9 protein-coding genes are annotated in these 12,900 nt (G+C 71.6%); 3 read left to right on the forward strand and 6 right to left on the reverse strand.

Annotation, left to right across the window (positions count from 1 at the left end; translation table 11 throughout):
• The first annotated feature begins 46 nt into the window (after positions 1-46).
• The gene (locus ACIGHB_RS07340) at positions 47-2,380 is read left to right on the forward strand and encodes a transglycosylase domain-containing protein (RefSeq protein WP_399910292.1); all 2,334 of its coding nucleotides are present in this window, start codon (positions 47-49) and stop codon (positions 2,378-2,380) included.
• Positions 2,381-2,635: 255 nt separating this feature from the next.
• Here the strand turns inward: ACIGHB_RS07340 and ACIGHB_RS07345 are convergent, their stop codons facing one another.
• From ACIGHB_RS07345 to ACIGHB_RS07355, 3 genes are all read right to left on the reverse strand, one after another.
• Positions 2,636-4,597 (reverse strand): SpoIIE family protein phosphatase, encoded by a 1,962-nt coding sequence (locus ACIGHB_RS07345; RefSeq protein ID WP_399910295.1) that lies wholly within the window; start codon positions 4,595-4,597, stop codon positions 2,636-2,638.
• 309 nt (positions 4,598-4,906) lie between these two features.
• A complete protein-coding gene (locus ACIGHB_RS07350; RefSeq protein WP_360318031.1) occupies positions 4,907-5,581 on the reverse strand; it encodes a DUF402 domain-containing protein in 675 nt (224 codons plus the stop codon).
• Between the two features lie 100 nt (positions 5,582-5,681).
• Positions 5,682-7,094: a class II fumarate hydratase gene (locus ACIGHB_RS07355; protein ID WP_399910298.1), complete on the reverse strand. Its 1,413-nt coding sequence runs from the start codon at positions 7,092-7,094 to the stop codon at positions 5,682-5,684.
• A 104-nt stretch (positions 7,095-7,198) separates the two neighbouring features.
• Between ACIGHB_RS07355 and ACIGHB_RS07360 the strand changes: the two genes are divergently transcribed.
• Positions 7,199-8,725: a ricin-type beta-trefoil lectin domain protein gene (locus ACIGHB_RS07360; RefSeq protein ID WP_360318035.1), complete on the forward strand. Its 1,527-nt coding sequence runs from the start codon at positions 7,199-7,201 to the stop codon at positions 8,723-8,725.
• Between the two features lie 106 nt (positions 8,726-8,831).
• Here the strand turns inward: ACIGHB_RS07360 and ACIGHB_RS07365 are convergent, their stop codons facing one another.
• Positions 8,832-9,479 (reverse strand): lipoprotein, encoded by a 648-nt coding sequence (locus ACIGHB_RS07365; protein ID WP_399910302.1) that lies wholly within the window; start codon positions 9,477-9,479, stop codon positions 8,832-8,834.
• A gap of 103 nt (positions 9,480-9,582) precedes the next feature.
• Here ACIGHB_RS07365 and ACIGHB_RS07370 point away from each other — a divergent pair, with 103 nt between their 5' ends.
• Entirely contained in the window at positions 9,583-10,083 is a 501-nt protein-coding gene (locus tag ACIGHB_RS07370; RefSeq protein WP_399910305.1) for a hypothetical protein, read from the forward strand.
• Between the two features lie 48 nt (positions 10,084-10,131).
• On the opposite strand, the gene ACIGHB_RS07375 is transcribed toward ACIGHB_RS07370, so the two are convergent.
• A complete protein-coding gene (locus ACIGHB_RS07375) occupies positions 10,132-10,758 on the reverse strand; it encodes an HAD family acid phosphatase (RefSeq protein ID WP_399910308.1) in 627 nt (208 codons plus the stop codon).
• Positions 10,759-10,924: 166 nt separating this feature from the next.
• Complete coding sequence (locus ACIGHB_RS07380; RefSeq protein WP_360314320.1) at positions 10,925-12,595, reverse strand: fumarate hydratase; 1,671 nt, start codon at positions 12,593-12,595, stop codon at positions 10,925-10,927.
• Between the last annotated feature and the right edge of the window lie 305 nt (positions 12,596-12,900).

The raw sequence follows: 12,900 nt of genomic DNA on the forward strand, positions 1-12,900 counted from the left end.
CGGGCCAGGGGCGACGGGACACACGACGAGCGGAGCGACGCGACACATGGGCCGACCGGACAAGAAGGCGAAGAAACGGGGCATACGCCGCCTCTTCACCTGGAAGAAGATGCTGGGCACCTTCCTCCTGCTCTGCCTGATCGGTGTCGGCGGCCTCTACACGGTCTACCTGCTGGTCCCCGTGCCCACGGCCAACGCCGAGGCGACCATGCAGAGCAACATCTACAAGTACTCCAACGGCACGATCCTCGCCCGCACCGGCGAGATCAACCGCGAGATCGTCGGCCTGGACAAGATCCCGCTCCCCGTCCAGCAGGCTTTCGTCGCCGCCGAGAACAAGACCTTCTACAAGGACAACGGCGTCGACATCAAGGGCACCACCCGCGCCGCCTGGAGCACCCTCACCGGCCAGGGCAAGCAGGGCGGATCCACGATCACCCAGCAGTACGTCAAGAACTTCTACCTGAGCCAGGACCAGACGGCGACCCGCAAGCTCAAGGAGATGGTCATCGCCGTCAAGGTCGACCAGGAGATGGAGAAGAGCGAGATCCTCGCCGGCTACATCAACACCAGCTACTACGGTCGCTCCTCGTACGGCATCCAGGCCGCCGCCCGCGCCTACTACGGCACCGACGCCTCCAAGCTCACCACCGCCCAGGGCGCCTACCTCGCCTCGCTGCTCCAGGCCCCGAACCAGTACGACTGGACCTCGGCCAGCGCCACCGGCCGCAAGCTCGTCGAGGAGCGCTGGAACTACGTCCTCGACAACATGGTCGAGATGGGCTGGCTCCCCGCCGCCGAGCGCGCCGGCCTGAAGTTCCCCGTCCCGCGCGAGCCCAAGCCGCTCCCCGGCATGGAAGGCCAGACCGGCTACATCGTCGAGGCGGCGAACCAGGAGCTGATGCGCCAGGGCGTCAGCGAGGAGGACATCAAGGCCGGCGGCTGGACCATCACCCTCAACATCGACGAGCAGAAGCAGAAGGACCTCGTCGCCGCCGTCGACAAGCAGCTCGAAGCCAAGATCGACCGCAAGGGCGACAAGAAGGCCGCCACCGTGCAGGCCGGCGCCACCTCCGTCGACCCGAAGACCGGCGGGGTCGTCGCGATGTACGGCGGCGTCGGCGCCACCGAGCACTGGATGTCCAACGCCACCCGGCGCGACTTCCAGCCCGCCTCCACCTTCAAGCCGATCGTCCTCGCCACCGCCCTCGACAACGGCGCCGAGACCCAGGACGGGCGCGAGATCGGCCTGAACACGGTCTACGACGGCACCAGCCAGAGGAAGGTCGTCGGCAGCCCGATCCCCTTCGCCCCCGAGAACCAGGGCGACGTCTCGCACGGCCCCGTCAGCGTCCAGCGCGCCACCGACAAGTCGATCAACTCGGTCTACGCCCAGATGATCGTCGACGTCGGCATCGAGGAGACCAAGAAGACCGCCCTCGCCCTCGGCATGAAGGACGGCCAGGACTTCGGCGAGACCCCCGCCATGTCGCTCGGCACCATGGGAGCCTCCACCCTCGACATGGCCGGCGTGTACGCCACCCTGGACAACCACGGCAAGAAGGTCACCCCCGCGCTGGTCAAGAACGCCCAGCACCACGACCGCCGGGTGGACCCCGTCAAGCAGACCGGCGAGCAGGTCATCAGCCGCAAGGCCGCCGACACCGTCACCCAGGCCATGGCCGGTGTGGTCCGCAACGGCTCCGGCTTCCGCGCCGCCGGCGACTACGACGCCGCCGGCAAGACCGGTACCTCCGAGAACAACCGGTCCGCCTGGTTCGTCGGCTACACGCCCGAACTGGTCACCGCCGTCGCCCTGTTCGGCGAGGACACCTCCGGCAAGATCGCCAAGCAGGTCACCCTCACCGACTCCATCGAGCCCGGCCGCGCCAACGGCGGCAACTACCCCGCCAGGATCTGGGGCGCCTATACCGAGCGCGCCCTGAACGGCGGCTCGGACGCCACGTTCGACCTGGAGACCGAGGAGAACACCGGCGGTTACGACCGGCCGGACTGGTCCGGCAGCCCGACCGCCACCCAGGAGCCGACCGAGGAGCCGACGGAGCAGCCGACGACCGAGGCGCCCCCCACCACCGCCACCACGCCGCCGCCCACGACCGGTACGACGACCCCGCCCCCGACGACCCCCACCCAGGGCACCACCACCCCGCCCCCGCCGACCCAGGAGCCCACCGAGCCCACCAACACGGCCACGGTCCAGCCGCCCGACACCGGACGCCCGGGCGGCGGCGACGCCGGAAGCGGCGGAAGCGGTGGCGGGGGTGACAGCGGCAGCGGCGGCAGCGGAGGCAACGGCGGAAGCGGTGGCGGCAGCGGCGGCGCGACGACGCCGAGCCTCTCCACGCAGCAGCCGGGCTGACGCGCTCCGCGAGCGGTGAAAGAAGGCCGGCCCTCAGGAGGGGCCGGCCTTCGTCGCGTACGGACATCGGATCCAACATCCTGGATCCAACATCCTGGATCCAACATCCTGGATCCAAGATGTCGGATCCACGGCCGTCGGATCCCGGATCCCGGATCTTGGATCCAGGATGTCGGATCCAAGGGCATCGGATCCGGGATGCTGGATCCTGTATCCAATATCCGGGATGTTGGATCTCGGATATTGGATACAGGATCAGACGCGGGTCGCCAGCTCGAACCAGACCACCTTGCCGCCCGACAACCGGGTCGCCCCCCACCGCCGCGCCAGCCGGTTGACCAGGAACAGGCCCCGCCCGCCCTCGTCCGTCTCGCGCGCCCGCCGCTGCCGGGGCAGCTGCGGGGAGTCGTCGCCGACCTCGCAGCGCAGGACGTCGGTCTTGAGGAGCCGCAGGGTCACGGGCCGCTCCGCGTACCGCACCGCGTTGGTCACGACCTCGCTGATCAGCAGCTCGACCGAGTCGGTCAGTTCCTCCAGGTCCCAGCGGGCCAGCGCCCGGCGGGCGAGCCGGCGGGCGCGGCCCGGGGCCGCGTCCTCCGGTTCGAGGAACCAGTACGCCACGTCGCTCGGCGCGATCCCGTCGAAACGGGCCGCGAGCAGCGCGATGTCGTCGTCGCGGTCGCCAGGACCCAGCATGTCGAGCACGTCGTCGCAGAGCGCTTCGAGCGGCGGCGCGTGATCGGGCCCGGTCAGCTGGGCCGCGGCCGCGAGCCGTTCCCGCAGCTGCTCGATCCCGGTCCAGACGTCCCGCAGCCGGGACTCCACCAGGCCGTCCGTGTAGAGCAGCAGCGTCGCGCCCGCGGGGGCGTCCAGCTCGACCGCCTCGAAGTCCACGCCGCCGACGCCGATCGGGGCGCCCGCGGGCACGCGCAGCACCTCGGCGCGGCCGTCGAGGTGGAGCAGTATCGGCGGCGGATGACCGGCGTTGGCGACCGTGATCCGGTGCGAGACCGGGTCGTACACCGCGTACATGCAGGTCGCCATCCGGTCCTGGCCGAGCCGCTGGGCCTGCTCGTCGAGGTGGTGCAGCACCTCCTGCGGCGGCAGGTCGAGCCCGGCCAGGGTCTGCGCGGTGGTGCGCAGCTGGCCCATGATCGCGGCCGAGGTCATGGAGTGGCCCATGACGTCGCCGACGACGAGGGCGACCCGGCTGCCGGGCAGCGGGATCGCGTCGTACCAGTCGCCGCCCACCCGGGCGGTCTCGGCGGCGGGGAGGTAGCGGGAGGCGAGCTTGACGCCGGTCGGCTGGGGCAGCGAGTCCGGCAGCATGGTGCGCTGGAGCTCATCCGCGATGTACGCCTCCCGGCCGTACAGCACCGCCTTGTCGATGCCGAGCGCGGTGTGGGTGGCCAGCTGGGCGGCGACGAGGAGGTCGTCCGGCTCGAAGGCGGGCTGTTCGGCCCGGCGCAGCAGGACGGCGGCGCCGATCACCCGGCGGCGGCCGCGCAGCGGCGCCAGTATCGCCCGCAGGCCGCGGGGGAGCGGATGGTCGGCGCCGAGGAGTTCGCCGAGGGCGGTCCGGGCGGCGGCGGAGTCGCCGAAGACCGGCCGGACCCCGCGGAGCACCTCGGCGAGGGCGCTGCCGGAGCGCACTTCGCACAGCTCGGCGGCCGGGGTCGGGTCGGGATCGGGTACGAGGACGAGCTCGTCGCCCTCCAGGTCCGGAGTTAACCGCAGCCGGTCGGTGCGGCGCAGGCGCAGCACGAAGGGGGCCACCGGCCGCTCGTCGCCCACCGGCAGCGGATCGCGGAGGTAGACCAGGATCTCGTCGGAGAAGGCCGGCACGGTGGCGCGGCACAGGCCGAGCACGATCTCGTCCAGGTCGAGGCCGCGGGCGATCCGCCGGGTCGCGGCGCCGACGAACCGCAGCCGGTCGCCCTCGCGGCGCCCGGCCGGGGTCGTACCGGGGGAGACGGAGACGGCGACCGCGGGAGCGGAGGGCCCGGACAGTCCGGACGGCGGTGGCGCGGGCGCGGTCTGCGGTGCCGCCGCTCCCGCCGGTGCGGGGGGTTCCGGTGCCTGCGCCGGGGCCGAGGGCTGCGCGGGGATGTCGGAGGGCAGGCCGGCGGGCGCGGCCTCCTGGCGGGGTCGCGTCTGCTCCTGGGGCCGGTCGGCCAGGGGCTGCCGGCCTTCGTGGGAGGTGGGATGCTCCGTCACGCGTGGGATTCCGTCCGTCCGGGCCGGTGGTGCGATGCACTCGCTCTTCTCGCCGATGCCGCGCCTTCGCCGGGGATAAACCCCTCGGAAGAGGTGTTCGCGGGGGACGCGGACGCTCCGCGGGCGGCGGCGGGGGCGGGGGGCACGCCACCCGGGCACAGCTGCGGCACTGCTCTCCCCCTCATCGATGACGTGCGGTGACGTGTGGTCAGTTGCTGTGCTGCGTTCGGTCGGTGACGTCGTGTCCGCCCGGTGTCGGCCGTGCGGAGGACGATCCTACGTTTGGACCCCGGGGGCGCATCAAGGGTCTCATGGCGCCGTGTGCGCCGGAGTGCGATCCCAGTCGGCCGGAAGGGCGGGAACGGTCCAGGCGGGATCGGGCCGCCACTCCTCCCAGCCGTCGCGGAAGGGGGCGCCCCACTTCTCGACGAGTTCCACGGCGGCCGCGCCCGCGGCCCGTACCCGGTCGGCCTGGTCGGTGCTCATCAGCCCGGCCCGCTGGGCCTGGGCGAACTCGTCCTCGTCGCGCCACAGCCAGCTGCGGTCGGGGTAGACGGAGATGTCGAGGAAGTGGTCCTCGGAGTCGACGCCGCCGGACCAGCGGCGGCGCGGTTCCTCCAGGTTCACGTACCAGCTGCGGAAGCGCCAGCCGCGCTCCCAGAACAGCCAGACCGACCAGGGTTCCCCGGGGCGGGCGAGCTTGAGGACGCCGCTGCCGGACCAGTGGGCGCGCTCGGTGGTCCGGGGCGCGGTGTAGCGGGTGGCGAGCGGCTCGTCGTGGACGGCGGTGCCGTCGGCCAGCACCGGCCGGACGCACTCGGTGCCGGGTGCCATCCACACGGCCAGCAGATCGGGGGTGTCGCGCACGACGGTCACCGGCCGGCAGATGTGCACGTCGCCGGTGCCGTTGCCGCGGTAGCGCCAGAGGATGTGGTCCCCCGGCGCCCAGTGCTGGATGTCGCCCGATCCGTCCGATCCTGTCATGCGCAGATCTTAGGGGCGCGCTCCCACCGGCGCTGCGGTGCGCGTCACGCTTGAGTCACGCGGCCGCCGGCCGTGCCGCGCCGGCCGGCGGCCCCGTGGGTCACGGCCGGGTCATGCGCAGGACGTCGAGGGCCTCGTCGAGCTGTTCGAGGGTGAGGTCGCCGCGGTCCACGTAGCCGGACTCCAGGACGACCTCGCGGATGGTCTTCCGTTCGGCGAGGGACCTCTTGGCGACCTTGGCGGCCTCCTCGTAGCCGATGTACTTGTTCAGCGGGGTGACGACGGAGGGCGAGGACTCGGCGTACTCGCGGGCGCGTTCCGCGTTGGCGGTGATGCCGTCGACGGTGCGGTCGGCGAGCAGCCGGGAGGCGTTGGCGAGGAGCCGTACGGACTCCAGCAGGTTCTTGGCCATCACCGGGAGCATCACGTTGAGCTCGAAGTTCCCGGCGGCGCCGGCCACCGCGACCGTGGTGTCGTTGCCGGTGACCTGCGCGGCGACCATGAGGACGGCCTCGGGGATCACCGGGTTGACCTTGCCGGGCATGATCGAGGAGCCGGGCTGGAGGTCGGGGAGGTTGATCTCGGCCAGTCCGGTGCGGGGGCCGCTGGCCATCCAGCGCAGATCGTTGGCGATCTTGGTGAGCGAGACGGCGATGGTCCTGAGCTGCCCGGACGTCTCCACCAGGCCGTCGCGGGAGCCCTGGGCCTCGAAGTGGTCGCGGGCCTCGGTGAAGGGCAGGCCGGTGGCGCGGGCGACCTCGGCGATGACGGCGGCGGAGAAGCCGGGCGGGGTGTTGATCCCGGTGCCCACCGCGGTGCCGCCGAGCGGGAGTTCGGCGAGCCGGGGGAGGGCGGAGCGGAGCCGTTCGACGCCGTACCCGACCTGGGCCGCGTAGCCGCCGAACTCCTGCCCCAGGGTGACCGGGGTGGCGTCCATGAGATGCGTACGGCCGGACTTCACGACCGTCGCGAATTCGGCCGATTTTCGCTCCAGGGCGGCGGCCAGGTGGTCGAGCGCGGGGATCAGGTCGCGGGTGACGGCGGCGGTGGCGGCGATGTGGATGGAGGAGGGGAAGACGTCGTTGGACGACTGCGAGGCGTTGACGTGGTCGTTGGGGTGGACGGCCCGGTCGGCCGGGAGCCGCTCGCCGGCGAGGGTGGCCAGGACCTCGTTGGTGTTCATGTTGGAGGAGGTGCCGGAGCCGGTCTGGAAGACGTCGACCGGGAACTGGTCGTCCCAGCGGCCCTCCGCGACCTCCCCCGCGGCGGCGGCGATCGCCTCCGCCCGGTCCCGGTCGATCACGCCGAGCTCGGCGTTGACCTTCGCGGCGGCGGCCTTGATCCGGGCCAGTGCCTCGATGTGGGCGCGCTCCAGGCGCTGCCCGGAGACGGGGAAGTTCTCCACCGCCCGCTGGGTCTGCGCCCGCCACTTGGCGTGCGCGGGGACCCGTACCTCGCCCATCGAGTCGCGCTCGATCCGGTGTCCGGCGCCGTTCCTCATGCTCTCGGTCATCACTCAACCTCCATAAAAAGATGAGCACTTGTCTTGTTCGATGTATTCCCAAGGCGTGTACCGGCCAGTAAAAACCGTGGGTAACCCCACTTCCAGGAGGCGCAATGACGCGCACCAGGTACAGACTCCGGTGGCCCATCGCCGCCGTCGCGGCAGCCGCCGCCGCACTAGGCTCCCTCACCGCCGCCCCCGCCGGAGCGGCCGAGACCGGTACGAAGGCCGCCGTCGCCTCCGTACCCCTGCCGCCCGCCCTGGAGGCGATCCGGGCGGCCGAGGCCACCAAGATCTACGGCAGCCCGGAGGAACGCCCCCTCGACCAGCGGAAGACCGGCCTGATCTCGCTCGGCGACAGCGAGATCTCCGGGGAGGGCGTCGGCAGCTACGAGCCGCCCACCAACGGCCCCAGCAACTGGTGCCACCGCTCGCCCGACGCGGCCATCCACCGCACCGGCATCGCCGCCGACCTGACCTTCAACGTGTCCTGCTCCGGCGCCTACACGGGCAACATCCGGATCGGCGGCGGCAAGCAGTACGCCGACGAGCTGGTCCAGAGCGACAACCTCGCCGTCAAGGCCCGCAACACCCGGATCAAGATGGTGCTGCTCGTCGCCGGCGCCAACGACGACCTCCAGTTCGGCCCCGTCATGACCGACTGCGTCACCCGGTTCGTCCTCAGCCAGGGTGCCTGCGAGCCCAAGTACGCCCCCGGCTGGCAGGCCCGCGTCGACGCCCTCGTCCCCAAGGTCGAGCAGACCGTCCGCGACCTGAAGACCGTGATGCGGGACGCCGGGTACGCCGACGGCGACTACAAGCTCGTCGTCATGGGCTACCCCAGCCCCATCGGCCCCGACTTCCGCGACAACCCGAACTTCCCCGGCAAACTCGCCTGCGGCGGCATGGGATACGACTCCGACACCGTCTGGGGCCGCAACACCGCCGTCCCCGCCTTCGAGCGCGGCATGCGGAAGGTCGCCGCCTCCACCGGCGCCGTCTACCTCGACAACTCGCGGCTCTTCCACGGCCACGAGGTCTGCATGGAGGACACCTGGGCCCGGGGCCTGTACATCGACCTCTCCAAGCCCGGAGGCATCGACGAGAACTCCACCCGCCAGTCCTTCCACCCCAACAAGAGCGGCCACGCCGCCTTCGCCTCCTGCCTGACCCAGCTCTACGCCTCGGGTCTGCGCGAGGCGAGCTGCGCCGACGTCAACTCCTCCGGCACCCCGACGCTCTTCCCGCTCGCCTGGGACGACGTCTACAAGCCGCTCCGTAACGAGGCGACCGGCAACTGCCTCGACGTCGACGCCGCCCGCTCCGCCAACGGCACCGCCGTCCTCGGCTGGGACTGCCACGGCGGCCGCAACCAGGGCTGGTGGTACGACTCCGCACGCCGGACGGTCCACACCGAACTCACCCAGGACCGCTGCCTGGACGTGCCCGGAGCCGCCTACCAGGCCGGCAAGGCGCTCATCGTCTGGAACTGCAGCGGCGCCGCCAACCAGACCTTCGTCCGCGACGGCGCCACGATCCGGCCCGCCGCCGCGACCAACCTCTGCCTGACCCAGGGGGCGGCGAAGGAGGCCGTACGGCTCCAGACCTGCGACGGCTCGGCGCACCAGAAGTTCGCGTAGCCCCAGAGCGGCCGTGGCCCCCCGTTCGGTGCGGGACGGGGGGCCACGGCCTTGTCACGACACCGTGAGCCCTCCGTCCGGTGCGGGACGGGGGGCCACGGCCTCGTCACGACACCGTGATGCCGGCCTTCACCCGTTCGTACGCGGCGACCATCTCGTCCTCCTCGGAGTCGAGGCCGCCGAGCTCCACCACGAGCACGCCCTTCGCCGTCGTCACCGCGAAGGCGCGCTGCTTCCGCCACTCCTCCGTGAGCTCGCTGTACACGGAGTAGCGGGCCTCCACGCCGGGCACTCCGCCCGCCCCGCCGACCCTGAGGTCCGTCAGGGCGATCCCCTTGCTCTTGTCGGCCTTCACGAAGGCGTCCAGCGTGGGCCGGAGCGGGCCCTTCGGCGCGGTCCACACCCGCAGGAAGCCGATGTGCGGGGTCCCCTCCGCCTTCGCCTCGCACACGACCGTCGCCGGGCCCTGCTTCAGGAGGTCGGCGAAGTCGGGGTCCGCGAGCGGCTCGATCCTCTTCGGTTCCCAGTCCTCCGTGAGGGAGAAGGAGACGGGGAGGGCGCACGCGGTGCCGGCGCCGCCGAGGGCCCGCGTGGCGCTCGGGGAGGGCGCCGCCGCCGACTCCGTGGCGGGCGTGGTGGCCGTGGCGGAGGAGGCGGGCGCGGCGGTCGTGTCCGGCTCCGGAGCCGTACCGCAGGCGGTCAGCAGCGCCGCCGCGAGCAGGGCGGTGACGGGCAAGGGGGATCTGGCTGGCATGGCCCCATCATCTCCGACCGGGGTGCGTCACCCGGACGGCGGTCGCACAATGTGAGGACGGCCCGGAGGGGGGAGGATCCGTACCCCGCCAGGGAGGCAGCCCATGACCCGCACCTTCAGGAGGATCGGCGCGCTCGGCGCCGCGACGGTCGCCGCCGTCGCCTTCTCGGCCGCCGCACCGGTGGCCGCGGCGCCCGCGGCCAACGGGTTCGAGTTCACGCTCTACGCCAAGGAGGTCCCGACGGACCAGGGCGGGGAGGAGACCGGCCAGGCCCCCGAGCTCGGCGACTCCTTCGCCTTCGCCGAGGACCTCTCCCGCACCAAGGGCGGCGAGACGGTCGGCCGGGACGGCGTCGGCTGCACCGTGGTGCGCGCGGCGAACCCGGCCGACCTGCTCTGCGTCGGCACCTACGTCCTGAACGGCGGCCCCGGCGGCCAGATCACCGGGCAGACGCTGCTCTCGGTCGACCCCACGGACGAGGCGCCGGCCGCGTTCGACATCGCGGTCACCGGTGGCACCGGCGACTTCAAGGACGCCCGCGGCTGGATCCGCTCCACCCCCGACGGGGACTATTCGAGGCTGGAGTTCCACCTCAGCCGGTGACCGGACGGCCGGTCGGGACCGGGTGGCCCGTGAGGACCGTACGGACCGTCAGGACAGCTTGCCGTAGTCCGGCAGCTTGAAGGCGCGCTCGGCGTGACCGCCGACGATGTCGGTCGTGTTGTTCCCGATGTTCGCGATGATCGTGTAGCCCTTGGCCTCGATCTCGGCGCGCTTCTCGGTCTTGTACGCGCTGACCTCGGCGAACAGGTCGGGCAGCGAGCGCACGTACAGGCCGTCCACCGGGTAGCCGACCTTCTTCAGGTTCCACTCGGTGAGGGAGTGGATGATCCCGGGGCGGGCGGTCACGAAGAAGACCTTCACCCCGCGCGCGTGCGCGTCCCGTACGAGGGAGTGGATCTCGGGGATCGCCGGGGTCGGCAGCTCCCAGAACGGGTGGAAGTCCGTCTCCAGGGAGCTGTTGTCGATGTCGAGGACGATCGCCTGCTTCTCGGTGGCGGCGTCCTCGGCGCGCTCCTCGATGTAGGGGCGGGCCTCGGCGACGACGGCGGCCACGTCACGGCGCCAGGTCGTGTAGTCCACGCCCTCGATCGCGGCGGCGGAGGTGAGGTGGCCGTCCGGGTCGGCGGCGGAGGCGGCGGGCGCGGGCCCGACGACGAGGAGGGCGGTGAGGCCGAGGAGGCCGGTGGCGGTGGCTGCGGACTTGGCGGAGGGCATGGGGGGCTCCCGAGTGGTCGACCGTCTCAGTGGTTGACATGCTCGCGTCCCATACTGACCAGTAAGTGTCCGGCTGACTACCGGTCGGTAGCGACTTTCGGAGCGGGATGTGACGGCGCCCCCGGTCCGTCCGCGCGGACCGGGGGCGCCGAAGTGCTACTCCGGGTTACGACAGCTGGGAGCCCTGGCGCACCGGGATGTGCGAGAACGTCGGCTCCGGCGCCGGGTTCTGGAAGAAGTCGTTGCCCTTGTCGTCGACGACGACGAAGGCCGGGAAGTCCTCGACCTCGATCTTCCAGACGGCCTCCATGCCGTCCTCCTCGTTGTCCAGGACCTCGATCTTCTTGATGCAGTCCTGGGCGAGACGGGCGGCCGGGCCGCCGATGGAACCGAGGTAGAAGCCGCCGTGCGTGCCGCACGCGGCGGTGACCTGCTGCGAGCGGTTGCCCTTGGCGAGCATCACCATGGAGCCGCCCGCCGCCTGGAACTGCTCCACGTAGCTGTCCATCCGGCCGGCCGTCGTCGGGCCGAAGGAGCCGGAGGCGTACCCCTCAGGGGTCTTCGCCGGGCCCGCGTAGTAGACCGGGTGGTCCTTCATGTACTGCGGCATGCCCTCGCCGGCGTCGAGCCGCGCCTTGATCTTGGCGTGCGCGATGTCGCGGGCGACGACCAGCGGACCGGTCAGCGACAGGCGGGTCTTGACCGGGTACTTGGTCAGCTCGGCCAGGACCTCGTCCATCGGCCGGCTGAGGTCGATCTTCACGACCTCGCCCGCGTCCAGGTGGGCGTCCTCGGTCTCCGGCAGGAAGCGCGCCGGGTCGGTCTCCAGCTGCTCCAGGAAGACGCCCTCGGCGGTGATCTTCGCGACGGCCTGGCGGTCGGCCGAGCAGGAGACGGCGATGGCCACGGGCAGCGAGGCGCCGTGCCGGGGGAGGCGGACCACGCGCACGTCGTGGCAGAAGTACTTGCCGCCGAACTGCGCGCCGATGCCGATCTTCTGCGTCAGCTCGAAGACCTTCTCCTCCAGCTCCTTGTCGCGGAAGCCGTGGCCGGTGGCGGCGTCGCCCTCCGTGGGCAGCTCGTCCAGGTAGTGCGCGGAGGCGTACTTCGCGGTCTTCAGCGCGAACTCGGCGGAGGTGCCGCCGACGACGATCGCCAGGTGGTATGGCGGGCAGGCCGCCGTGCCGAGCGAGCGGATCTTCTCCTCCAGGAACTTCATCATGCTCGCCTCGTTGAGGACGGCCTTCGTCTCCTGGTAGAGGAAGGACTTGTTGGCCGAGCCGCCGCCCTTGGCCATGAAGAGGAACTTGTAGGCGCCGCCGTCGGTCGCGTACAGCTCGATCTGCGCGGGCAGGTTCGAGCCGGTGTTTTTCTCCTCCCACATGGTGACCGGGGCCATCTGCGAGTAGCGGAGGTTCAGCTTGGTGTACGCGTCGTAGACGCCCTTCGACAGGGCCTCCTCGTCGCGGCCGGAGGTCAGCACGTTCTGCCCGCGCTTGCCCATGACGATCGCGGTGCCGGTGTCCTGGCACATGGGCAGGACGCCCGCGGCGGCGATGTTCGCGTTCTTCAGCAGGTCGAGCGCGACGAACTTGTCGTTGCCCGACGCCTCCGGGTCGTCGATGATCTTCCGCAGCTGGGCGAGGTGCGCCGGGCGCAGGTAGTGCTGGATGTCGTGGATCGCCTCGGCGGCCAGCTTGCGCAGCGCCTCCGGCTCGACCTTGAGGAACGTACGGCCGTCGGCCTCGAAGGTGGAGACGCCCTCGGCGGTCACCAGGCGGTAGGGCGTGGTGTCCTCTCCCAGGGGGAGCAGATCGGAGTACGCAAACTCTGGCATGACGGCAGCCATTCCTCACTCGGCAGACAGCAGCGCGCCGCCTCCGTTGGCGGGCGCGCCCTCCAGCGTAGAACGAGGGCGCGGCCCCGATCCTGTGAGGTAAGGCTCACCCGGGTCCGGGACCGCGCCGATGTGGAGTGTTACGCGGGGGGTGGGGCCGTGCTCGCGTCGGGATGGGCGTGCCTGACCCCCCGTCATGTCCGGCCGGCGTCCCTTAGGGGAGAGATGGGGGACCGGAGCCCTGGTCGCGATCTATCGCGTGTGTCAGGGTGGACACGTGGACCTCGAAAAGCAGCCCGACCCCG

The organism is Streptomyces sp. NPDC085460, from assembly GCF_044541975.1.
In the GTDB taxonomy this organism is placed as follows: Bacteria; Actinomycetota; Actinomycetes; order Streptomycetales; family Streptomycetaceae; genus Streptomyces.

Excerpts from the sequence above, each read along its gene's own strand:
- ACIGHB_RS07355 (WP_399910298.1), bottom strand. The coding sequence starts at position 7,094 with ATGACCGAGAGCATGAGGAACGGCGCCGGACACCGGATCGAGCGCGAC.
- ACIGHB_RS07360 (WP_360318035.1), top strand. The coding sequence starts at position 7,199 with ATGACGCGCACCAGGTACAGACTCCGGTGGCCCATCGCCGCCGTCGCG.
- ACIGHB_RS07375 (WP_399910308.1), bottom strand. The coding sequence starts at position 10,758 with ATGCCCTCCGCCAAGTCCGCAGCCACCGCCACCGGCCTCCTCGGCCTC.
- ACIGHB_RS07350 (WP_360318031.1), bottom strand. The coding sequence starts at position 5,581 with ATGACAGGATCGGACGGATCGGGCGACATCCAGCACTGGGCGCCGGGG.
- ACIGHB_RS07340 (WP_399910292.1), top strand. The coding sequence starts at position 47 with ATGGGCCGACCGGACAAGAAGGCGAAGAAACGGGGCATACGCCGCCTC.
- ACIGHB_RS07380 (WP_360314320.1), bottom strand. The coding sequence starts at position 12,595 with ATGCCAGAGTTTGCGTACTCCGATCTGCTCCCCCTGGGAGAGGACACC.
- ACIGHB_RS07370 (WP_399910305.1), top strand. The coding sequence starts at position 9,583 with ATGACCCGCACCTTCAGGAGGATCGGCGCGCTCGGCGCCGCGACGGTC.
- ACIGHB_RS07365 (WP_399910302.1), bottom strand. The coding sequence starts at position 9,479 with ATGCCAGCCAGATCCCCCTTGCCCGTCACCGCCCTGCTCGCGGCGGCG.